Source organism: Paenibacillus agricola (assembly GCF_011440305.1).
In the GTDB taxonomy this organism is placed as follows: Bacteria; Bacillota; Bacilli; order Paenibacillales; family NBRC-103111; genus Paenibacillus_S; species Paenibacillus_S agricola.
The window spans coordinates 94,976-117,371 of sequence record NZ_JAAOIW010000016.1 but is presented as its reverse complement, the minus strand read 5'-3'; the positions used below and the strand labels follow the sequence as shown (position 1 = coordinate 117,371).

General features: G+C 44.4%; 19 protein-coding genes. 4 read left to right on the top strand and 15 right to left on the bottom strand.

All coding sequences use genetic code 11. The features are described from left to right. Window positions 1–164: 164 nt before the first annotated feature. The gene (locus G9U52_RS30700; RefSeq protein ID WP_166154866.1) at window positions 165–1,745 is read left to right on the top strand and encodes an amidase; all 1,581 of its coding nucleotides are present in this window, start codon (window positions 165–167) and stop codon (window positions 1,743–1,745) included. Between the two features lie 166 nt (window positions 1,746–1,911). On the opposite strand, the gene G9U52_RS30695 is transcribed toward G9U52_RS30700, so the two are convergent. The 4 genes from G9U52_RS30695 to zwf form a co-directional block, all read right to left on the bottom strand. Next, window positions 1,912–2,346: an SRPBCC family protein gene (locus tag G9U52_RS30695; RefSeq protein ID WP_166154864.1), complete on the bottom strand. Its 435-nt coding sequence runs from the start codon at window positions 2,344–2,346 to the stop codon at window positions 1,912–1,914. Window positions 2,347–2,570: 224 nt separating this feature from the next. Continuing rightward, window positions 2,571–3,239: a fructose-6-phosphate aldolase gene (fsa, locus tag G9U52_RS30690; RefSeq protein ID WP_166154862.1), complete on the bottom strand. Its 669-nt coding sequence runs from the start codon at window positions 3,237–3,239 to the stop codon at window positions 2,571–2,573. A gap of 118 nt (window positions 3,240–3,357) precedes the next feature. Continuing rightward, window positions 3,358–5,349, bottom strand: a complete 1,992-nt coding sequence (gene tkt, locus G9U52_RS30685; RefSeq protein WP_166154860.1) for a transketolase — start codon at window positions 5,347–5,349, stop codon at window positions 3,358–3,360. After that, window positions 5,327–6,850 carry a glucose-6-phosphate dehydrogenase gene (gene zwf, locus G9U52_RS30680; protein ID WP_166154858.1) on the bottom strand — a complete coding sequence of 508 codons (1,524 nt, stop codon included), beginning with the start codon at window positions 6,848–6,850 and terminating at the stop codon, window positions 5,327–5,329. Before zwf ends, tkt begins: the two co-directional genes overlap by 23 nt. 122 nt (window positions 6,851–6,972) lie before the next feature. Between zwf and G9U52_RS30675 the strand changes: the two genes are divergently transcribed. Then, window positions 6,973–7,875, top strand: a complete 903-nt coding sequence (locus tag G9U52_RS30675; protein WP_166154856.1) for a LysR family transcriptional regulator — start codon at window positions 6,973–6,975, stop codon at window positions 7,873–7,875. A gap of 189 nt (window positions 7,876–8,064) precedes the next feature. On the opposite strand, the gene argC is transcribed toward G9U52_RS30675, so the two are convergent. Both argC and G9U52_RS30665 read right to left on the bottom strand, forming a co-directional pair. After that, window positions 8,065–9,009 carry an N-acetyl-gamma-glutamyl-phosphate reductase gene (gene argC / locus G9U52_RS30670; protein WP_166154854.1) on the bottom strand — a complete coding sequence of 315 codons (945 nt, stop codon included), beginning with the start codon at window positions 9,007–9,009 and terminating at the stop codon, window positions 8,065–8,067. A gap of 238 nt (window positions 9,010–9,247) precedes the next feature. Continuing rightward, the gene (locus tag G9U52_RS30665; RefSeq protein ID WP_166154852.1) at window positions 9,248–10,039 is read right to left on the bottom strand and encodes an SDR family oxidoreductase; all 792 of its coding nucleotides are present in this window, start codon (window positions 10,037–10,039) and stop codon (window positions 9,248–9,250) included. Between the two features lie 332 nt (window positions 10,040–10,371). Here G9U52_RS30665 and G9U52_RS30660 point away from each other — a divergent pair, with 332 nt between their 5' ends. Continuing rightward, the gene (locus tag G9U52_RS30660) at window positions 10,372–11,265 is read left to right on the top strand and encodes a LysR family transcriptional regulator (RefSeq protein ID WP_166154850.1); all 894 of its coding nucleotides are present in this window, start codon (window positions 10,372–10,374) and stop codon (window positions 11,263–11,265) included. 456 nt (window positions 11,266–11,721) lie between these two features. On the opposite strand, the gene G9U52_RS30655 is transcribed toward G9U52_RS30660, so the two are convergent. From G9U52_RS30655 to G9U52_RS30640, 3 genes are all read right to left on the bottom strand, one after another. Further along, entirely contained in the window at window positions 11,722–12,405 is a 684-nt protein-coding gene (locus tag G9U52_RS30655) for a cupin domain-containing protein (protein WP_166154928.1), read from the bottom strand. Between the two features lie 478 nt (window positions 12,406–12,883). Further along, window positions 12,884–13,336, bottom strand: coding sequence for a VOC family protein (locus tag G9U52_RS30645; protein WP_243767653.1), 453 nt, complete (start codon window positions 13,334–13,336; stop codon window positions 12,884–12,886). A 227-nt stretch (window positions 13,337–13,563) separates the two neighbouring features. Then, complete coding sequence (locus G9U52_RS30640) at window positions 13,564–14,118, bottom strand: TetR family transcriptional regulator (RefSeq protein WP_207953315.1); 555 nt, start codon at window positions 14,116–14,118, stop codon at window positions 13,564–13,566. 177 nt (window positions 14,119–14,295) lie between these two features. Between G9U52_RS30640 and G9U52_RS30635 the strand changes: the two genes are divergently transcribed. Further along, window positions 14,296–14,976 (top strand): SDR family NAD(P)-dependent oxidoreductase, encoded by a 681-nt coding sequence (locus G9U52_RS30635; protein WP_166154846.1) that lies wholly within the window; start codon window positions 14,296–14,298, stop codon window positions 14,974–14,976. Between the two features lie 211 nt (window positions 14,977–15,187). Here G9U52_RS30635 and G9U52_RS30630 read toward each other — a convergent pair whose 3' ends face one another. The 6 genes from G9U52_RS30630 to phnM form a co-directional block, all read right to left on the bottom strand. After that, window positions 15,188–16,228: an ABC transporter ATP-binding protein gene (locus G9U52_RS30630; protein WP_243767652.1), complete on the bottom strand. Its 1,041-nt coding sequence runs from the start codon at window positions 16,226–16,228 to the stop codon at window positions 15,188–15,190. Window positions 16,229–16,240: 12 nt separating this feature from the next. Beyond that, on the bottom strand, window positions 16,241–17,992 hold the full coding sequence (locus G9U52_RS30625) for an ABC transporter permease (protein WP_243767651.1): 1,752 nt from the start codon (window positions 17,990–17,992) through the stop codon (window positions 16,241–16,243). A gap of 20 nt (window positions 17,993–18,012) precedes the next feature. Continuing rightward, window positions 18,013–19,041, bottom strand: coding sequence for an ABC transporter substrate-binding protein (locus tag G9U52_RS30620; RefSeq protein WP_166154922.1), 1,029 nt, complete (start codon window positions 19,039–19,041; stop codon window positions 18,013–18,015). Between the two features lie 237 nt (window positions 19,042–19,278). Further along, a complete protein-coding gene (locus tag G9U52_RS30615; RefSeq protein ID WP_166154920.1) occupies window positions 19,279–20,154 on the bottom strand; it encodes a PHP domain-containing protein in 876 nt (291 codons plus the stop codon). Between the two features lie 49 nt (window positions 20,155–20,203). Next, on the bottom strand, window positions 20,204–21,190 hold the full coding sequence (locus G9U52_RS30610; RefSeq protein ID WP_166154842.1) for a sugar phosphate isomerase/epimerase family protein: 987 nt from the start codon (window positions 21,188–21,190) through the stop codon (window positions 20,204–20,206). Beyond that, window positions 21,177–22,391, bottom strand: a complete 1,215-nt coding sequence (phnM, locus tag G9U52_RS30605; RefSeq protein ID WP_166154840.1) for a phosphonate metabolism protein PhnM — start codon at window positions 22,389–22,391, stop codon at window positions 21,177–21,179. The genes G9U52_RS30610 and phnM overlap by 14 nt, the downstream gene beginning before the upstream one ends. Between the last annotated feature and the right edge of the window lie 5 nt (window positions 22,392–22,396).

Here is a 22,396-nt window from a genome sequence, read left to right as displayed (position 1 = left end):
TTAAGTATATTGACATAAAGAGTGATATAATACTATAATAGAACATAGTTTCCATATAAAGGTAGGTGTTGCTTGGGATAATCTCAATGGAAGTGTATATAAGACCCGTTCTCTTTAGATTTTGGAAATTACATGTGAGGTTAATTAGAGAGGAGTTTGAAACAATGAAACATTTCTTTATTAAACGAACCATTTCCGTATCTCTCTTGAGTATGCTGGTTGCGAGTGTACTGATTTCTGCGCCTGCCGCTGCTGCCGATGAGCCATTTAGATTTGAGGAAATAACCTTGCAGCAGCTCCAAACAGGATATACGAATAAGGTTTATACGGCTGAGGAAGTGGTTAAGGCCTACCTGGATCGCATTAATACATATGAACCCAATTATAATGCATTTACTTTCATGAATCCGAAAGCCTTGGAACAAGCTATCGAAATCGATCGTCGACGAGCGGCAGGTGAGACGCTCGGGAAATTGGCGGGGGTTCCCATAGTCATTAAGGAAGCTGTGGATGTTGCCGGCTTTCCTTCAACAATGGGGTGGGCACCTCTCAGCAAGGAAAAAGGCGGAATAGAGCTGGTCCCAGAAAAAGATGCACCGGTAGTCGCAAGATTGAAAAGCGCGGGAGCCATCATCCTTGGAAAAACTAACATTCCTGCATTCAGCAGCTCCGGTACGCGCGCAACAACAAGTTGGGATGGGGACACATACAACGCGGTTGACCGTAAAATCGTCCCGGGAGCCAGTAGCAGCGGAACAGCTACATCGGTATCGGGGAATATGGCTTTGCTTGGTATCGCTGAAGAAACCGGTGGCTCCATTCAGAATCCAGCTGCAGCACAAGCTTTGGTTGGGATTAAGCCGACTTTCGGATTGGTGCCAAATGTAGGTGTAGTCCCGTTGGCCGGGAGTACAAAGGATGTCATTGGACCACATGCTAGAACTGTCCATGACGCAGCTGTGATGCTGGATGTTATTGCAGGTTACAGCTATGAGGATCCGAAAACCGTAGCTTCCATTGGCAATATACCTAGTGGCGGCTATACTTCTGAGCTCAGTACATTTTCTCTTAAGGGTAAACGGATCGGCCTTTATGGGCTAGGCTGGCGCGACCAGGAGCTTTCTCCAGAAACGCAAAAGCTTTATGATCTTGCAGTGGTGGAGTTAGAAAAGCAGGGAGCCACTGTTGTCCCTGATCCTTTTGCAGGAACTGAATTTGCTGCATATGTCAAGGCCGCAGGGTCGGTTGGATCTGATTCCGTCATATTCGACATGCAAAAATACTTAGAGCGGCTAGGGCCGGATTCTCCGATCAAATCTGTAAAAGAAATGTATGACAAAACGGGCCTGAAGCCGCCAGTGTTCGACAGGTATAAAGATAATCTGCCAGATCCATATTCCGTAGCAGATTTTTCGAATTTCGTGCAGGTCCGAACCAAGTTACTCCAGATTATTAATGATGTTATGGACGAAAATAAACTGGATGCCTTCGTTTATCCGCAAATGTTTATGGAAACTCCTCTTCTTGAAAGTAAAGATAATATTGGTGCAACGACAGTTTCGGAAATCAATACAGCCGGTGTTCCTCTCGTGACCGTACCCGCCGGCTATTATCAAAGCGGATCTCCGTTTTCCCTTGCGTTTACAGGAAAAATGTGGAGCGAGGCGGGTTTAATCGGAATGGCGTATGATTACGAACAAGCTACAAAGTATCGTGTACCGCCAATTCTTATCAAGAAGCCATAAGCAGGAGCCAGTAGTTAACAAAAGCCCTCAATCCAGATTGGGGCTGTTGACCAAATAGGTTGAGGAGATAATCCTCAACCTATTTGATATATATCTGGCATTTTGCCTGTGTTTGGAGGGAATTGCCTCCATATACGATAAAAAAAGCCCCATGTGGGACCTTCTACTAAGTTTCTTTGGAATTTTCACTATATTTTTTAAAATTGTCTAGAATCGCCTGAAAGCCTGCTTTTTGCATCTCAATGGGATTGGTGGTTTCTGCTTCAAATGCCTCAATTACCTTAGTATCGTTTTCTTGACTAATAAAAGTGATCGTAACTTTTCTTCCATCTCCAATAGTGTAAGAAATACATTCATTTATTCTCACTTCGTCATAAACTCCACCAAAATCAAATCCAAAACTGCCATCCTTAGCTTCCATTCTTGTAAGAAATCTCCCGCCAACCCTTAAATCATTTTCGGCATTTGGCGCATGCCATTCTTCAGAAGCAAAAGACCATTTCGTTATGTGCTGTGGTTCTGTCCAATAATCCCATACTTTTTCAACGGGTGCATGAACTGTGGTTTCTACCGTGATTGTTACTTTATTACCTGTTTCCATTTTATCTCCTCGATTCTATAAAATTACAATACTAGTTAATTATATATGTTAAAAGCATTTTCTTCAAATTGTATTACGGGTACCGCGGCATTCAGATACAGCTCGTGTCTGAAGAACAATGGGCAATACCATGCTCGCTTGTACCGTATATGTTTATAAAAAAAAGACACTCACGCATTCACGTCAGTGTCTTAAAAGTAAACCCTAGTTGGGAAAACTGCAACTTAAAGTTGCACTGTTTTTTTCCAATCGGCAGCGAATTTCTCCATGCCTTGATCCGTCAGCGGATGCTTGGACATTTGTTCGATGACTGAGAAAGGAACGGTTGCGATATGCGCTCCAGCCATTGCTACGCGCGTCACGTGGTCCGGATTACGGACAGATGCCGCGATGATTTGTGCATCCAGGTTATGCGTACGGAACAATTCAGCGATTTTTGTTACGAGTAGAACGCCGTCTTCCGAAATATCATCCAAGCGGCCAAGGAACGGGGAGACATAAGTCGCGCCAGCGCGAGCAGCCAAGAGTGCTTGGTTCACGGTGAAGATCAGTGTTACGTTTGTTTTTACACCTTTCTTCGTTAGGTAACGGCATGCTTCTAAACCTGCCAACGTCATCGGCAGCTTAATGGTGATGTTTTTGTCATTGTTGTTGATTTTAATCAGTTCATTCGCTTGGGCGATCATGTCATCAGCGGTTACTGCATCAGGCGTCACTTCGGCCGAAACGGATTCAACCTCAGGTACTTCGCGTAAAATCTCAGCGATGCGATCTTCGAACTTTACACCTTCTTTGGCAATCAAGGATGGGTTTGTTGTAACACCAGACAAAAGACCGACTTTATAAGCCTTTTTGATATCTACCAGATTCGCAGTGTCGATAAAGAATTTCATAGTTATTTCCTCCGTTTTTTTATGGTTTTATTTCAATTACTTATACAAATCTAACGTATTTAACCTCAATAGTACATTCCAACTATGTTTTGGCTATAATTTTATTTCTACAGGTTTACTATAGTAGCTCTTTCGTCAAACGAACCACATTATCCACGGTAAAGCCAAAGTATCCCAAGACCTCAGCACCTGGTCCTGAAGCTCCGAAGGTATCGATGGACAATATATGGCCGCTTGGTCCTGTGTAACGCTCCCAACCAAGCGAGATACCCGCTTCAATAGCTAAACGCTTCGTAACAGCAGCAGGTAATACAGACTGCTTATAAGCTTCGGATTGGCGGTTGAACAGCTCACGGCTCGGCATGGCAACTACGCGAACAGAGATATGATCCTTCTCAAGCTCAGCTTTGGCGTTCACGGCCAAGGAAACTTCCGAACCGGTAGCAATCAGGATGACATCTGGCTGATCATTGGTTTCCATTAGGACGTACGCTCCTTGGGCTACCCCTTCCACATTGCCTTTGGTTGCTTCATATATAGGCAGGTTCTGTCTGCTAAGCACCAGGGCTACCGGACCTTCATTTTGCTGCAAGGCATAGGCCCATGCGCTTGCCGTTTCATTGGCATCGGTAGGTCGAATGACCGTAAGTCCCGGAATGGTTCGCAGCGCAGCCAAATGCTCAACTGGCTCATGCGTAGGCCCATCTTCGCCGACAGCCACTGAATCATGGGTAAATACGTAAGTAACAGGCAGTTTCTGCAGCGCAGCCAGTCGAATCGACGGGCGCAGGTAATCGCTGAACACGAAGAACGTGCTTACGAATGGTTTTATGCCGCCGTGCAGCGCCATACCGTTGCCAGCAGCGCCCATTGCATGCTCGCGGACGCCGAAGTAGATATTGCGTCCAGCATAGGATTCAACGGCAAATACTTGCTCACCGCTAATATCGGTCATTGTCGAATGGGACAAGTCGGCGCTGCCACCGAAAATCGATGGGACTGATTTAACGAAATGATTGATCGCTTGACCGCTTGCTACGCGTGTTGAAACCGTCTTGGAAGAATCGAAGGTAAGGATGTCTGCTGCATCGATTAAGACGGAACCGCCGATGCTTTGTTCAAGCTCCGCGCCAAGCGTTGGATACTGTGCTTTATATGAGAAGACCAATTGGTTCCACGCTGCTTCTTTGTCCTCGCCATTTTGTTTAAGCTGCGCAAAATGAGCTTTGACTTCTGCCGGAACCGTGAATTCTTCCTCATACTTCCAGCCATAAGCTTCTTTAGTTGCCTTTGCTTCTTCTTTGCCAAGCGGATTGCCATGCGCTTTATTGGTTCCTGCTACTTTGCTTCCGTAACCGATAATCGTCCGGATTTCGATAATCGTCGGTTGGGAATCATTTAGCTTGGCTGTTTCGATCGCTTTAGTAATTTGCTCGATGTCGTTGCCGTCTTCAACTCTTAAATACTGCCAATGTACGGATTCCGCTCTTTTTTGCATGTTCTCTCCGAAGGAAAGATTGAGTTCTCCGTCCAAGGAGATGTCGTTGGAATCGTACAATACAACTAATTTGCCCAGTTTCATATGTCCTGCCATGGACATGGCCTCGTAGGAGATCCCTTCCATCAAGCAGCCATCTCCGACAAGCGCATATGTGTAATGATCGACGACCGGGAACCCGCTTTGGTTGAATTTCGAAGCCAGATGCGCTTCAGCCATCGCCATACCTACAGCCATCGCCACACCTTGCCCTAGAGGGCCGGTTGTTGCATCTACGCCATCCGTGTGGCCAAATTCAGGATGACCTGGCGTTTTACTGTTCAGCTTGCGGAACTGCTTCAGATCTTCTATAGAAACGTTATAGCCAGACAAATGCAGAAGGCTGTAAAGCAAGGCCGAGCCATGGCCTGCCGATAATACGAAACGATCGCGGTTGAACCATTTGGCATGGGCAGGATTGTGGTTGAGTTGTTTACTCCAAAGTGCGTACGCCATAGGCGCAGCTCCCATTGGCAGTCCCGGATGTCCGGAATTGGCGGCGTTGACGGCATCAATAGATAACGTACGGATCGTATCGACAGCCAGTTGATCAATCGTTTGTGTGATAAGCATAGTGTTCTCCTTTTATGGTTTCGACTTCTTGTTCCGACTTGTCATCGAACCACCAATGATAGCCGTCCTGTGCCAACAGATCGTCGGATTCGGCAGGACCGTAGGTGCCAGCTGCATAGAGATGAAGTGGAACCTGGTTCTCTTCGTATGCATCTAGGATAGGTTGAACCCATTGCCATGACAATTCGACTTCGTCCCAATGCGCGAAGAACGCAGAATCTCCGTGCAAAGCGTGGCTAATCAAATTCTCGTAAGCCTCGGGCACATGATCTCGACTCTCACGAAAATCGATGTGCATGGGCTTGAGCTCCCCTTTGTTCAGATGATCTCTTGTATTTAATTGGAGTGAAATCCCTTCGTGAGGACTGATTTCAAATACGAGTAGATTAGGCGTTTTATTATCATGGTTTGCCCCAGACTGCTTTAACGGTTCTTTGAACTCGATCACGATTCGCGTCGATTTGTCCTTCATTCTTTTGCCTGTGCGGATGTAAAATGGAACTCCCCGCCAAAAATAATTGTCGATCTGGAGCTTTGCTGCGATAAATGTATCATTTCTTGAGGTTGCGGCAATGTTGGGTTCAGATAAATAACCGACCACTGTTTTCCCTTCGATCGTTCCTGGTCCGTACTGCCCGCGGATAACATGAGATTTAACATCCTCTTTTTGCAGCTTCTCCAGGGATTCCATCACCTGTTTCTTTTTGAAACGGATATTCTCGGAAGTACTGTTGTTCGGGAGGTGAATCGTCAGCATCATGAGCAATTGCAGCATATGGTTTTGGAACATGTCTCTTATTGCACCCACATGATCGTAATAGCCAGCCCGTTCCTCAACACCGACGATTTCGTTCGCCGTTATTTGAACGTTAGCAATGTAACGGTTGTTCCATAATGCCTGAAGGACAGGATTATTCTGCTGCAGAACCTCAAGCTTCTGTACCATCGGTTTGCCGAGATAATGATCGACACGAAAAATCTCATCTTCTTTAAACGCTTTGCTCAGATTTTCATTCAAATCCCGAGCAGATTGCAAATCATGACCGAAAGGCTTTTCGATCACCAAGCGCTTCCAGCCATTCGCAGAACCTAGCCCACTTTCCAGGATGTTGGCAGTGATCGTTTCAAAAAATTCAGGTCCTACGGACAAATAAAACATACGATTCGGAACTGTGCGTTGCTCTTCTTCCTGCTGTTCAATCAAGTGCAGCAGCTTCTGGTAATCTTCTTTACGGCTTACATCGAGAACACTATAGCGAAATGCACGTAAGAAGTTATTCATTAAAACGGGATCTTTTGCTTCACGTCTGGAAAACATAAGGAGAGATTGCTCGACATTAGCTTGAAAGGTTTTATCGGAAAGTTCTCTTCTTCCAAGACCGATCACGGAGAAGGACTGAGGTAGTTTCTGATCGACGAACAAATTATATAGAGCAGGGTAAATTTTTCTTTTGGCTAAATCCCCTGTCGCCCCAAACAAGACAAACGTAGTAGCTTCCATTTTCCTTCTCCTTTCAGCAGGCTTCTTAGTTAGCTCTGGTTTCTATTTCTTAAATCCACTATAATATGAATATCATCTATACAGGTAATTAATATATTTTACAGGAGCTATAGACCACGTCTATGATCAATTACGAACTATACAAGGTTTTCTATTGGGCCGCGAAGACAGGAAGCTTGTCTAAGGCCGCCAAATCGTTGTTCATCACCCAGCCAAGCGTCAGCCACGCGATCAAGCAACTGGAAGACAGCTTCGGCATCATCTTGTTTTACCGGAATTCCAAAGGCGTTGCCTTAACGCCGGAGGGCGTCACGCTTTATTCCTATATCGAGAAGTCCCAGATCCTAATCTCGTTGGCAGAAGAAAAAATGGCAGCGCTTAAAAATCTGGACAGCGGCGAGCTGCGGATCGGCGGCAGCGATTCGTTGTTCAAGCACTATATGCTTCCTTACCTGGAAAGCTATCATCAGAAGCATCCCGGTATCAAATTGCATCTGAATCATGGGACCACGCCAGAAATCATCGCATTTTTGAAAGAAGGTAAAATCGATTTGGGCGTCGTTCGTATGCCCATTATCGATCCCCAACTTGAAGTGATGAGGGGAATTCAGCTGCAGGATTGCTTTGTAGCGGGTTCTTATTATGCCGAGCTTAAGGACAAAGTACTCTCGCTGGAGTTGCTGCTTCAGTACCCCATCATCCTATTCTCGCGGAATAGTCGGGTACGGATGGCCATCACGGAGCTATTTCAAAGCTACGGTTATCAAATCAAACCTGAAATTGAGGTGGGAAGCGTGGATCTTCTCATCGAGTTCGCGCGCAAAGGCCTCGGAATCTCTTACATAACGAAAGAATTCATTTCCAAGGAACTCGAAGAGGGGTCCCTCTTTGAAATTCAATTAGATATCAAGATGCCACCTTCCCAGGTGGGATTCATGATTATGCGCGACATGCCGCTTTCCCATGCAGCGAGTAAGTTTATTGAACTCGTGAAAGAACCAATGGGTAATCATGAAAGTAACTAACAAAAAGCATCCGCTATCCGGCTGAAACCGGCTGGGATGCTTTCTTGTTTCTACGTTTAGATTAAAAAAATAAGCGCGAACATTTTACCTGCAATTTTGATCACCAATGGAGCGGATCCGAAGGGACAATCCATAGTCGCTCCATATGTTGAGCTTCGTCCCCGTCATTAAACGAAGAACTTATTTCTCTTACTCTAGTCCGATACCTTCGTCAAATCCAAGCATAATGTTCAAATTTTGAATGGCTGCCCCCGAGGCACCTTTTCCCAAGTTATCAAATCTAGTAACAAGTAATATTTGATCTTTATGACCAAAAACAAATATATCCAAATAATTTGTATGATTACATTGCATGAGATTAAAGAAACCGTCTTCAAGATATGCCTCAGAGTCGTATGGGATAACTCGAATAAAACGTTCATCTTTGTAATACGAGGCAAGCAGTTCTTGAATATCTCTTGCCGTTACATTCTTTACAAACATTCTAGGAAAGAGAGGAATAGTAACTTCATCACCCTGGTAATAGTTCGCGACTATTGGAGTGAAAAGTGGTGCTGAGTTTAACCCGGAATATAGTTGCATTTCTGGAAGATGCTTGTGGTTAAGGTTAAGTCCATATTGTCTTGGTGCAAAAAGCTGTTCTCTTTTTGAGCTCTGATATTCAGTTATAAGTTTCTTACCTCCACCACTATATCCTGTAAGCGAATAACAAGACACAGGATAATCCCTAGGTATAATTCCTTCAGCTACTAAGGGCTGTATAGCTAAAATAAATCCTGTCGCGTGACATCCAGGGACAGATACCCTAGATGAATTTCGGATTTTATTCCGTTGATTTTCATGTAATTCTGGTAATCCATATGTCCACTCCTGGTTCGTCCGAAACGCCGTACTTGCATCAATTATTTTGGTCTTAGTATTACTTATCATAGCTACGGAATCCCTTGAAGCGGAATCTGGAAGGCAAAGGAATACGACATCAGCTTCATTTAACAATGCCCTACGGGCTTCGTAATCTTTTCGCTTTTCTGACTCAATTTTGATTACTTCTATGTTAGAAACCTTAGATAAGTAATCATGTATTTTTAAGCCTGTTGTACCTTCATGACCATCCACAAATATTTTATATGTCACTTTTCCACCCCTTACCGTCAAACCTCTATGTATAATTATATATTAAAGTGTATATTTATTCAATACTAGCTATTGAGTTATCCTGTCCGTCCATTAAAAGAGAACGCTCCCGCGCCTTCGCTTGGGATACGTCCTCCACATTACCAACCCGGCTGGCGCATTGGCAGATTAAATACCGAGTTCATCGGGATCTACCCTTTCTCCCGAATAACTCCTTTTTATTCGTGCGGGATCTTCCTTAGACTGTCGGAATCGTTCCGCCATCGATGACATACTCGCTGCCCGTAATCGCCGCGGCGCGATCCGAAGCCAAGAAGGCGACGAGTTCGGCCACTTCCTCCGGCAGCCCAGGTCGGCCGATCGGAATGCCTCCCAAAGAATTCATTAACTGCTGCAAGGCAGCGTCGCGGCTACCGGCTTGAACAGCCAAGCGATCAATCAGACGATCAGCAGCTTTAGTCTGGATGAATCCCGGCGCTACGGTATTCACGCGAATCCCTTGCGGCGACACTTCTTTGGACAAGCCCTTGCTATAGTTGGTCAGTGCAGCCTTAGCCGCAGCATAAGCCAAGGTAGATTCGTACAGCGGGAGCACCCGCTGTATGGACGAAATGTGGATAATGACGCCGGAGCCTCGGCTCAGCATGGAAGGCAGGATTCCGCGGTCCAGCCGGACGGCAGCAAACAGATTCGTATTAAAGGTTTCCTGCCAAAGTTCATCGGTGAGCGCCAGCGCACCGCCGGACGGTGCCGACGATCCGCCGACATTGTTAATCACGATGTCGATATCGCCTAATCGCTCCAACGCGCCGTTGACCACTTTATCGATGCCTTCCGGCGTACTGATATCCGCCTGGATAAACAGCTCCGGTGATGACAATGAATCGGGAACCGATCGCGCGGTTGTCATGACGGTTGCCCCTGCCGCGGTTAACCTTTGGACAATTGCCTCCCCCATTCCTTTCGTTCCGCCCGTAACCAATGCCTTTTTTCCCACAAAATCCTTCAAATTGCTTTCTCCAAAATTCATGTGATTTCCTCCAGTTCAATTTAGCGTTCTATCTTCTCTGATAATCAGTCTGTGTCTGGATATTTGGTCGCCAATCAACAAAAAATAAAATCTAAAACGATAGCGACCACCGGGATAATCACTGTTATACTTGCGATTACGATGGTTTCAAGCTCCTCACGAGCGATCTAGGATTCGACAACTTTCGGCAATGCAGATGTCAAATGAAAGCAGTCCTTTCTTTGAGAATCGACGTCGATTGCCTCAAACTTATATTATCATTTGACGAAGCTAGCAGTCTATTTTATAATTTTCATAATAATCATGAATTATATTCATCAATGGAGGAGACAATGGAACTTACGCAACTCGTTTATTTTCTGGCTGTCGCTCGTCATCAGCATCTGACAAGAGCATCCGAAGACTTGGCGGTTACCCAACCTGCACTCAGCCATGCAATTTCCAAATTGGAGAAAGAACTGGGAGTTCCGCTATTCGAGCGAGTCGGCCGTAATGTCAAGGTGAATAGGTACGGGGAGATATTTGCCAGGCGGATCGAGAGAGTTATGCAGGAGCTTGAAGCTGGAAAGCACGAAATCGCAGAAACCGCCGATCCCGAGACTGGCATCATCAGCTTATCGTATTTGAATATTCTGGGGGTTGACCTGATCCCTAATCTTGTCCGGGAATATCAGCGTTTGAAACCCAAGGTCCGCTTCGAGTTGATACAAGGCAACCTGGACGACATTCATTCCCAACTTGTAAACGGGTATTCAGATCTCACGATTACTTCCAAGGAATCGGGCATCGAGGATTGCGAATGGATGACGATGAAGAAGGTACCATTGTTTATTGTTGTTCCCGCTGCACACCGTTATGCGAATCGACCATCCCTAAGTTTGCTGAAGCTCAATGACGAACCGTTTATCGGCATTAAAAACAATTGCGGTCTCAAAGCGACGCTGCAATCGCGTTTTCAGCATACCGGCTTTTCTCTTACCTCCACTTACGATGCCGAAGATCTAATTACCGTTGCCGGCTTTATCTCCGCAGGTCTCGGCGTTTCGGTCCTCCCTCATACAGCAGGTCTAGCTTTGGATGGGCTTGTCTGGCTACCGATTGAGGAAGAAGGATGGGTTTGGGAGATCGGTGCCATGTGGAAAAAGTACCGCTTTCTGTCTCCCGCCACGCGACAATTTCTTCAATTTGCAACTGGCACTCTCGACATAAATATTTTAAAAGCTTGATTCCGCGCACCGTCAGTTCCTAATAATGGGATTGACCACATTTTTCATCTTACCTGACAACTCCGCTAAGTAGTTCGGTTAAACTTGGAACGAATATAAATGTTGGGGGAATCATTATTGGCTGCTGCGGGCAGATCCCTCGGCAGCTGATATCATTCAATTAATTTGCCCGTAAGCGTCAGACCCCCCGAGTCATTTTCCCGTGGCAGCCGGATAATGTGCTTGTCCGATAACTAAAAAGCCCGCTGATTTCGCGGACCTCATTCGGATAATGTGCTTGTCTTCCGACAAATAAGGATGATCTTATGGGAATCAATCTCCGTCTGGAGAAGCGCTAGAGTCAATTCATCAGTGACATTGCCGTTGATATCTATTTTCGACGAGGCATGGTTAATGACTGATCAGTGCAGCATTGCATCCAAACAAAACATCTCTGAGATGCATATGGCTGCGCACTTAATCCCAACCGTTTCCGATGACGGGAGCAGGAAATTGCGGATGTCCGTTAGCAGGCTGCTCCCGCAGTCCGTAAGGCTTCTGCGGATAGTGGGCACCATGGTGATGGGTATGGGAAGGCGCGTTTGCCGTTCCACCCACTTGGCCTGGCTTGCATCCGACAGGCGGTCCGATGACGACCGTTTGCGTAATAGGTGCAACCGCTGCTTTCCATGTTGCTTCATCCAGGCAGTAGGTATGGGCAAAAACACTGGCCGGTGTCAATCGGAGCAGATCCGAGCCCGGAATAAATTCTGGTACCGGCGCGTCGAATATCGCGAGCAGATGGGTATTATCGACCGTGGCGATCTCGTAATGCCACCAGCCTTGGGGGACGTTTGCCACTTGGCCAGGCTGAATCGGAAAGTTCAGCAATTTTTTAGTGAACGGATTGATCAGCGAGACGACTGCCGCGCCGGAGAAACAGTAGACGAGCTCAGAAGCGTTTTGATGAGTATGGGGTTCGATGACATTGCTCGTGCTGAGGTAGATGTCCAGCAGCGAGACGTTGCCGAGTGTATTCAGTTGAGCTATGCCGAGAGCGTTGATTAAATTGCGCGAATCCTTCGTGAAGAAATTGTTGTTCTTCAGATCGTACGTAAACTGTACGTTCGGAGCGGTGTAATCCATGTAGGAAACTGCCATTCTTTTCTCCTGCCCTTCTGTCCATATAGGCTCTTGCCTGATGGAGTAGTGTATGTTCATGGGCGGTTCCGCGTGCATCTCCATGGGCAATAAAATCGGGCCCAAACTAAGCCGGTGGGAGTTGTTATGTTTCAGTTTTGGCCACCCGGCGAAAAGAGGTCTTGCAATGAATAACGGAACTTGACGCAACTTCATTTGCTTGGCTGGAAGAAGAGCAACACCTCGTTTATTCAATTCGTTACATACTGCATCCACATCATCCACTCGAATGGTAAACTGAAAACGAGATCCAGATTCTCGGCTTGCGACTGTTCCAGGATGGATAAGACCGTATGCCTCGGAAATATCCAAGAGGTTAATACTCATATTTCCGAATTTGAATACCGCAGACACATCGTCTTCAGATTTAATCATTAATTGCTAAGTTCCAAAATTTACTGTTACTTCCTATATCATTTTTAATTAGATTTACTAGAAGTTATACTTGTCCCCTTTGAATGGCATTACAAGCACTCAAAAAGTTTCCATCTGGGTCTTTGAAACCAAATCCCCCGTGGTCGGAGTTCATATTCAATTTCCCGACTTCAACACCTTGTTTTATTAGATAATTACGAAACTCTTCGAGATTAGAAGTATAGAAATCTACTACACTGTGGGTTATACCATTAGAAGTATTTACGAATTGCAATCTTTGGTTATCCTCTGTTTGACAAAGGAAAATACCTGGCACACCTATTGCATTAAAAGTTAACATGGCATCATTTGAACCTCTATACTGTACTTCTAATCCTAATAGCTTAACATACCAATTTATTGAGCTTTCTAAATTAGAAACAGGAATTTCAATAGCTGAAATTCTTAGAATGAAATTTTCCACCGAATAACCTCCCCCTAGATTTTGGTAATATATATTAATTTCTGTATCCATCATAATTTTCCTTCTAATCCTCTTATTTTACATAACTGTCAGTTAGCTTAGTCCTCTTCAGTAATTTATTAAATGACAAGAAACTGGTCATATCACTATTAGGATCCGATTCCCCACCATCAATAAATACATCACGAAACGGATCGAAAAAGAAAGCCCCATATGGGACCTTCTACTAAGTACCTCATTAAGATATCGTTTCCTTTAGTTCAACGCGACGCCAAGCTGACCTAGATACGAATATCATTCATAGATATTCTAGAAATATCTTCTGTGATTAATAACGAGACTTTCATGGCTACTTCCTCTTTGTGAAACGATGTATCCCCAGATGCCCATAAATAACCAGCCTCGTGTATGATATTGGCATAAATAGATACGTAAAAATTCTTCTCTATTTCTGTTAATATGTTATCCAAACTTCTCAGCATATATTTTTTCAACTCAATTATCATTTTTTCTTTCAAAAGCGGTGCAAGGCTTAAGTAGCTACGGCGGCATTGAATATTCGGTGGTTGATGAAAGTCACATACGGCTAAAACGAGTTGAATGATGTTGTTCTGATCGAACTTTACCACTCCTAATGTACGTTTTTCAATCACAGTAGAAGCAGAATCATTAATCATGTAATCTAACAATTCGTACTTGTCATTGAAATGCGCATAAAATGTAGCACGATTCACCTGAGCTCCATTTGTTATATCTGCTATTAATATTTTGTCGAAATCCTTTTTGTTCACTAAGCTAACAAAGGCATTAATCAAAGACTGCTTTGTCGGTGTCATTCGTATATTCCTTACTTTAGTCCCCACTTCTTCTCCCCACCAGACATGTTTTTATTATTGTTGCTATAACGACATTCTTACTTTATTGTTGGTTGTTCTATTTCATTATAGGCTATATGCTTATTAAGACAACACATGTTGCTTTAAAATACACCACAGATAAGGGGATAAATTAAAATGAGAACTATTGCAATAATCGGTGCAGGACCTGGACTAGGATTGTCTCTCGCGAAAAATTTTGGAGAAAAAGGATTTAAGGTAGCTGCGATTTCTCGTAATCCTGAGAAATTGGAAATTATCGTGAACGAACTAAACAAGCTGAATATTGAGGTACGGTCTTATGTCGCGGATGTCACGGATTTCACCGCATTAAAACAAGCTTTACGGGCTGCTAAAAAAGATTTTGGCAGCATTGATGTACTTGAATTTAGCCCTTATGCAGGATGGACTACATTTACAAACGTCTTAGAAACAACACCTGAGAGTGTTATGGAACAAGTAAACAGCTATTTGCTTCCTGCCGTTCTTTCAGTCAATGAAGTATTACCGGACATGCTAAACAATGGTTCAGGAGCGATTCTATTTACAACTGGCTTATCTTCTATGTTCCCTTTGCCTTCTGTTGGAAATGCTGGAATCGTGATGTCAGGCATTCGTAACTATGCAACAAACCTGCATAATGAGCTAAAAGAAAAAGGAATATTTGTAGGGCATCTTTCTATAGGAACTTTTATACAAGCAGGTACAGCAGGAGATCCAGATGTCATTGCAGAAGCATGGTATAACCTATACGATGAAAAGAATTGCTTTGAAGAAACATTCCCGAAAGGGATTGATCCCACTAATCTGTCAAATTAATAGTTAAGCGATAAGATGACCATCAAATAGCTGTCTTATCGCTTTTTTGATAATATCCGTGAGTTTAAAAAGTTTTCATCATGTGCTTAATTTATCTATCTGGTCAAGTGTCGGAGAAAAGATATTCAGGGGTCTTTTTTTTGAAGAAGCGGACTTGAATAAATCCAATTGCATCCCCAGAGTAGGTTGCTCCATCCCACGTGCAGGTCGCTTACTCGGCCTTCATATTTAATGATACTTCCTCATGTAAACGAAATCGAAAGGAAGAAACAATTTCCCATTGTTCTTGCTCCACTTGAATATGATAATGAAACTCTTTTCCCTGGAATTGAATATTAACCACTTCACCTTGAATCCCTTGGTGAGATGCCGGATCCAGTTTAAATTGGTCAGGTCTTACCGGATAAAGACCTCCTGCTTTAAATTCACTGGCCACATGCTGACCAAGCCATTGCAAACTACCATCAGTTCCATCAGGTGTGAACCTATCATCATTCCATCGACCACGGATAAGGTTAGCTTTCGAGACGAATCTGGCTACAAATTCAGTTTGGGGCCACAGATAAATTTCCTCCGGCGAACCGACTTGCTCAATTTGTCCGTCCTTCATGACAACGATACGATCTGCCATAGCCAACGCTTCACCCTGATCATGTGTCACATAGACGATTGCGGATCTTGTTTGCCGGTGGATGGACTGAATCTCCCGCCGCATATCCGTTCGCAGCATTGCATCCAGACTGCTTAACGGCTCATCCATTAATAAAATCGATGGTTCCGCAGCGATCGCTCTGGCAAGAGCAACCCTCTGCTTTTGTCCCCCTGATAATTCATGGGGCATCCGTGTCCCCAGTTCAGACAGCCCTACCATACCCAGAACTTTGGAAATTCGTTCTTTTTCATTAGCACGAATGGCTTCAGGGGTTTCATGATGATGATGAATAGGAAAACGAACATGCTCCCTAACATTCATATGAGGCCATAACGCGAAAGCTTGAAATACCATACCGATTCTTCTCTTATCTGGTGGAAGTATAAAGCCCTCTTTAGCTACAAGTACTTTGTTCATATGGATTTCGCCGGATGTAGGCTGCTCGAATCCAGCCAGCAGCCGCAACAAGGTCGTTTTTCCGCAGCCGGAGGGACCTAAAATAGCCACGAATTCTCCATCTGCTATCGTAAGATTCACTGAAGTTAATGCTTCAAAGCTCCCGAATTTTTTGCTTACCTGATTCAATTCAATGCTCATCATTAAACTCCTTTTTCATTGGGATTTCATTGGGACCGGGACTTTTTGCAAGATATGCAAAGCTCCCATTCCTGCAACAATCAAAACGACAATTAACGACGATAATGCAGTAGAATATACCGTATCTCCTGCCTGCTCAAAGTTAAATATCGTAACGCCTATTGTTTGAGATCCCGATGACCAGAGAAGTGCTGATACGGTAAGTTCTGTGAGGGCCGTCAGGAAGACAAGAAAAGCGCCGCTCAGCATTCCTGGAAGCAGCAGCGGTAGCAGTACAAATATCCATTTTCTCCATCCGTTAGCTCCAAATATGTGGGCGGCTTCTTCCATAGATACATCGATTTGCATGAAGGCAGTAATACTCGCCCGAACCTGCAGAATCAGAAAGCGGCAAATATACGCAATAAATAAAATACGTATAGATCCATAAATGCCAGGATTCCACCCAGGGATCGGCTCCATCCATGTAAAGATCATCGATAAACCGAAGACAATCCCGGGCAATGCAAAGGGAATACCAATGATGATTTCCGCCGTTTTGGTAAACCAAGAAGGTCGGCGAACCCGCAAATAGGCGAGCATCGTACCGAGTATCAAACAGACGGCAAGCGTCGTGAAAGACAGCGTAAGACTATTTTGAATGGAGGTCCATACTTTCGGATTCTCCAGCAGGATATACCTATAGTGAGAAAAAGTTAAATTACTCAGCTTAAAGGGCAATCCGTAAGCCTTTTTCATAGAGGTAACGACCATTGACAACAGTGGCACGACCGTGACCAGTATCAACGAAGTCCACAAGAGCGCACTCACCCATTTTCGAAAGTGCCCCAAATTATAGCGAGGATTTTCGTCTACCTGCATCGTGTCTATTGCTTTTATTTTTCTGACTGAAAGCCACTGAAGAAGTGTACCCATGACTGCAAATACACCCAAAATTACAGCTAAGGAAGCCCCCCTTGCAAACGCAGTCGGGCCGAAGCCGATAATTTCTTCATAAATTAGAGTGCTTAGTACAGAGATATTAACGGGAATTCCCAAGAAGGCAGGGATCCCAAAATTGTCCAGCCCAGCCAGGAATGCAAGCAGCCCACCGCTCGCCAAGCCTGGCAGTGCCATCGGAAGCGTGATTAAAGCAAAAGTTTTGAGCTTGCCTGCCCCACTTGCTCTGGATGCCCACTCCAAATCCCGCGGGATTTTCTTCAGTACATCAACGGTCAGCATATAGACAAGGGGGAAGTGATGAATTCCCATAATAAAAATAATGCCGCCGTAGCTATACATGCTCCAAGGCTTGGCAACTGGATTAAACAGATGGAGCACATACGCCATTAATCCTTGGGTTCCCATAAAGGAGGACCAGGATAGCGTTAATACATAAGAAGGCAGAATAAAGGAAAGCAGAAGCATTAGGTGCAGCAGCTTTTTGTGCAAAAGATCGGTATATGCCATCAACCAGGCGGTCGCTACACCTAAGAAAACGGACAAAAGCGTGGATCCGGAAACAATAAGGAAAGTATCCTTTAAAGATTTCCAAGTTCGGGCTTGTTGAAGGATTTCCATATAATTCGCTAAGGATAGTCCCGTTTTAACCTGGACGCTTAAATAGAGCAATTTCCCAATCGGTATAAGGAAGAACACAATAAGGAATACGATACCTAATAAGCTAAAGAGCTTCTTGCCGGCAAAAAAAGAAGAGGGCAGAAGATTGGATTTAATCTCCAATCCGCTCCCCTTCATTTGTTTGTTATGTGAGTTAGATGTAGTCATTGGGGTTTAGTCTCCACTTCTTACTGTCCGAACAACTGGATGAATTCCTTTTTATCCGCTTCGCGAGCTTCAGTCAGCTTGGAAATATCTGATGACAGCACTTTGAACTCCGAGCTCGACTTTAATCCTTTAGGCGCCGCAATCCCTTCTCGAATCGGGGTATATCCAATTTCAGAAGCCACTTTTTGCCCTTCTTCAGACAGCACGAAATCCACAAAGGATTGAGCGGCTTTCACGTTAGCCGCTTTTTTCATAATACCAATCGGTTCTGTAATGATGGGAACCCCTTCGGAAGGGTACACAAGCTCAACAGGAGATCCTTTGGCTTTCTCCCTTGCAACCATATAATCAACCACCATAGCGTATGCTTTCTCCCCTGTTGCTACGGATTTCAGTACAGCACCATTTCCCTTGACGACGGAAATATTATTCGTTTTTAACCCCTTCAAATAGTCCCATCCAAAACCATCCGTGCGTGTAAATACACCTACATTATAAGCAGCGGCCCCAGAATAAATCGGACTTGGCATGATACTATTATCTTTACTTTCGGCAGAACTCAGCACTTTCCAACTAGTCGGAACTGTTTTAACTTTCTCAGTATTAATAGCCAAAGCGGTCGCTATGATTTTGGTTCCCGCATACATGCCATCCGGGTCCACTAACGTCTTGGGTATCTTGTTCAACTCAGGCGATTTATAAGAAAGCAGAAGCTCTTGTTTTTTCAAGCCTTCGAATGTTACAGCATCAGCCACCAACAGGACATCTGCTTGAATTTTGCCCGCTTGATTTTCCGCCTGTACCTTGGCTATAACTTCTTCTGTACCAGAACGGAAAGTTTCGACCAACACATCCGGAAATTTCTTATTATAGGCAGCTAGCAGCTTCGTTACATCTTCTTCTGGTTGGGACGTATAGAACGATAGTGACCCCGCTACTGGCGTGGTTACTGCTTTATTCACGCTTGTCTGTTCTGAACCTTGTGTAGGTGCCGATTGCTCTTTGGAACCGCATCCGCTAATTATCATTAATACTGCCAACCCCATCATCAATCCGTTTTTCTTAAACAAATAGTTTCTCTCCCTTAAAAATCGTTTTATCTCTCTCCCCTCAATTATAAGCAGTATTTGTTAACAGACTATTATCCACAGATTTTCAGTTTGTAAGAATCCGAGTTAAATCGATTAATCAAGTATAAAATTGAAGATTCAATAACTAAGGGGCTATCCCTCATGTCTTTTCAGACCTTTAGGACAACCCCTTATAATAATTGATGGTAGGAACCTTTAAACCGATGCTCGTTCAGCCCTTCTATCAATGAGCGCCTGCAAGTTCGCTAGCCCTGCGTCTATACTGCCTAATGGGTAGGCCATATTTCCATAGCCTCCGTGAAAATCGGAGCCTCCGGTCATCACCAGATTATACGTTTGCGCATAGGCTTTTGCCTTTTCCACTTCTCCAGCTTTGTTGTGGGAAGGGTGAAAGACTTCGATCCCTTCTAAGCCAATTTCGACCCACTCGGCAATAGCTTCATAGTTATTCAGCTGTCCGGGGTGGGCTAATACGGGAATGCCTCCTGCTTCACGAATCGCTTTAATCGCGGTAGCTGCATCCACATATTGCAGTGGAATATAGGCAATTCCAGGTTGATCTCCTTCACCACTGCGTGAAAACAGCTTTTTGTGTAATTCACCTAAGATTTCGCTGCAATAACCATTATCCATCAATGCATTCATAATATGCTGTTTATAGACAGCCGACCCGCCCTTGGCATATTGCTGAACTTGCTCCCAGGTGAGATTATAGCCTGCTTCGATTAATTGTTTAACCATTTGCATGGAGGCTTGATGCCTTTGCTCGACAATTGGATTACATATCTCTGTTATGGCCGGGTGTCCCTGCATGATATAGTAACCCAATATATGGGCTCTTCTATTTCTGTTGTAGTCATAGGCAGAAATTTCAATACCAGGAATAATATGAATACCCTGCTGTTCCCCAAGGGTAATCGCTTCTGCTAAGCCGAGTGTTGTATCATGATCCGTGATAGCCAAATGGCTGATCCCCGCTATCTTTGCCGACTCTATCACTTCGCGAACGGTAAGCGTATTATCGGATGCTTTGGTATGGCAGTGTAAATCCACTTTACCTTGAGTAATCATCAAACAGCGCACCACCTCTTGTTTTTTTCTGCGCACATGCTCTTGTATATTATCCTACATGTTGCTTTTCGGTTGGAAGGGTCATATCTATTGGTGTACTCTCTAATGACAAAAGATCGTGGTGCTTTTGGGATAATTCGCTCCAGCTGTACTCGTATTGTTCTCTTATTTCGTGAATCAGGTAACCATGGAATGGTGTGGCTTCCAACATTCTGGCGATTTGCGCCATGGGAACCTCGCCTTCCCCTATAGGCATATGCATGTCGCCGCGTCCCAGAGGCAGGAGCTCGTATTGGTTCTTTTCCGTCGAAAAGCAGGGCTTGCCGAAATTGTCATGGACATGTAAATGGATAATATATGGAAGCATTGCCTGGAGCTCATCATGCAAGCTTAGTCCATACATCTGCGTGGAGAGATGTAAATGTCCTACATCCAGTGTAATACCTACATGAGCATGGCCAATGGCGGCAACCTGCTGCGCTAGCATTCTTGGAATGACCGAATAGCAGTAATCAGGACAATCTAGATAAGGCCGCACATTTTCCATTCCGATTCGAACCTTTAGCTGTTGGGCACGTTCTCCAGCGATACGTATAAAATCAATTTCCTGCTGCATCAATTGCTGCTTTTCGGCATCCGTGTAGCTCATCCAAGTATGCGGATAAATAAATTGCTCTTCACCTACGAAACGTCCAACGTGATAAACCATGATCTCCGCTCCAACCGCTCCAGCCACTTCAAGTGAAGCCATAAATAATTTTTTCTCGAAGGATAAGCTACCTTGCCGGAATAAATTCAGATCGAATGGAGCATGCATCGTATAGTTCAATGACAAGCTGCCAAGCAGCTTCGAATAGGCATCCAGCCTTCGCAGATCGATCTCACCGTTTACAATAACGTTCATTCCTTGGATCGGAATTTCAACCGAGCTAAAGCCGGCTTCGATTACGTTTAACAGTTTTTCTTTTAACCGCTCCAAATTACTGACAACACCGTATGACATTAAGCTCACTCCGACACCCTTAAGCTTCAACACGTTCTGCTCCTTTCAAGGACGCAGCAGTCAATCCCGATAAATAGTCCATTTGACAAACAACTTGACCGCGAACCAGAACTTTTTCAATAACCGGCGATTGTTGGTTTTCCTTGACGATTAATAAATCGGCTTCTTTACCCACTTCTATAGACCCTGTTCGATGGTCGATATTCAATGCCCTAGCTGGATTTAAGGAAACCATATTAACTGCTTCTGTTAGACCCAAACCTTGGTTGTATAAAAGAAAAACCGCGCGAATCATGGCAGGAGGATAGTAATCGGAACATAGAATGTCGACAACTCCCGCTTTTACCGCGTCCTGAGCGGAAAGATTGTTGCTGTGCGAACGTCCCAGCATGACATTGGGTGCTCCCATAACCACATAAAGCCCACGTCGCTTTGCTTCAACGGCCACCTCCATATCAACAGGGAATTCACTAATGGTCCCTCTCCACTTCTGAACCATGTCCAGCTTTTCTATCGTATCGTCGTCATGGGAAGCTAAGGGTATTCCGTTATTGTACGCAAGATCCGCGAGCTTCTGAAGCTGCTCTCCATTGATTTTCGTTCTAGTTTTGCGTTCCTCCAGAATAGCCATAACTTCTTCCTCAGTTTTCTTTTGACGCTCCATAATGAATTTCTTTTGCACATCCGTATTACGATATTGACCTTGACCCGGGGTATGATCCATAAATGAAATCTGATCAATGACTCCGTTGTCTATGAATTCTTCGACGAAGGGAACAACACTATCATTCGTCATCTCAACCCGAATGTGAACTCGATGATGAATAAGGTGTTCTTGTTTACGTAATTTCCAAATACTATCAACAATTTCCTTCACACTTTGGTTTTTGCGGAAGTCATTGGTAGTATTCTCACCCCACATACTCAAAGAATGATAAATCGTTGTGACTCCTTGGCTAACGAGCTTACGCTCCAGCTCGTAATAAGAAAACTCCAACGCAAATCGACTTGTTGGCCTTGGCTGCATCTCATGCTCGATGGCATCACTGTGCATGTCAATCATGCCCGGCAGCACTAGGCGGCCCTTCGCATTATAGTCAGTCGAAGCAACCCTCCCTGTAGAAGAAGGTCGTATATCTACGATAAGGCCGTCTTCAATAACGATTGTTCCATTCTCAATAATTCCCTTTGGCGTCACAATGTTGCCGCCGTGTATAGTTAGATTCTGTTTCATGGTTG

Coding starts and splice junctions, on each gene's coding strand:
- G9U52_RS30700 (WP_166154866.1), top strand. CDS start 165: ATGAAACATTTCTTTATTAAACGAACCATTTCCGTATCTCTCTTGAGT.
- tkt (WP_166154860.1), bottom strand. CDS start 5,349: ATGCTTATCACACAAACGATTGATCAACTGGCTGTCGATACGATCCGT.
- G9U52_RS30640 (WP_207953315.1), bottom strand. CDS start 14,118: ATGACACCGACAAAGCAGTCTTTGATTAATGCCTTTGTTAGCTTAGTG.
- G9U52_RS30635 (WP_166154846.1), top strand. CDS start 14,296: ATGAGAACTATTGCAATAATCGGTGCAGGACCTGGACTAGGATTGTCT.
- G9U52_RS30660 (WP_166154850.1), top strand. CDS start 10,372: ATGGAACTTACGCAACTCGTTTATTTTCTGGCTGTCGCTCGTCATCAG.
- phnM (WP_166154840.1), bottom strand. CDS start 22,391: ATGAAACAGAATCTAACTATACACGGCGGCAACATTGTGACGCCAAAG.
- G9U52_RS30695 (WP_166154864.1), bottom strand. CDS start 2,346: ATGGAAACAGGTAATAAAGTAACAATCACGGTAGAAACCACAGTTCAT.
- G9U52_RS30630 (WP_243767652.1), bottom strand. CDS start 16,228: ATGATGAGCATTGAATTGAATCAGGTAAGCAAAAAATTCGGGAGCTTT.
- G9U52_RS30655 (WP_166154928.1), bottom strand. CDS start 12,405: ATGGCAGTTTCCTACATGGATTACACCGCTCCGAACGTACAGTTTACG.
- G9U52_RS30625 (WP_243767651.1), bottom strand. CDS start 17,992: ATGACTACATCTAACTCACATAACAAACAAATGAAGGGGAGCGGATTG.
- fsa (WP_166154862.1), bottom strand. CDS start 3,239: ATGAAATTCTTTATCGACACTGCGAATCTGGTAGATATCAAAAAGGCT.
- G9U52_RS30665 (WP_166154852.1), bottom strand. CDS start 10,039: ATGAATTTTGGAGAAAGCAATTTGAAGGATTTTGTGGGAAAAAAGGCA.
- G9U52_RS30615 (WP_166154920.1), bottom strand. CDS start 20,154: ATGATTACTCAAGGTAAAGTGGATTTACACTGCCATACCAAAGCATCC.
- G9U52_RS30620 (WP_166154922.1), bottom strand. CDS start 19,041: ATGATGGGGTTGGCAGTATTAATGATAATTAGCGGATGCGGTTCCAAA.
- G9U52_RS30645 (WP_243767653.1), bottom strand. CDS start 13,336: ATGATGGATACAGAAATTAATATATATTACCAAAATCTAGGGGGAGGT.
- G9U52_RS30675 (WP_166154856.1), top strand. CDS start 6,973: ATGATCAATTACGAACTATACAAGGTTTTCTATTGGGCCGCGAAGACA.
- zwf (WP_166154858.1), bottom strand. CDS start 6,850: ATGGAAGCTACTACGTTTGTCTTGTTTGGGGCGACAGGGGATTTAGCC.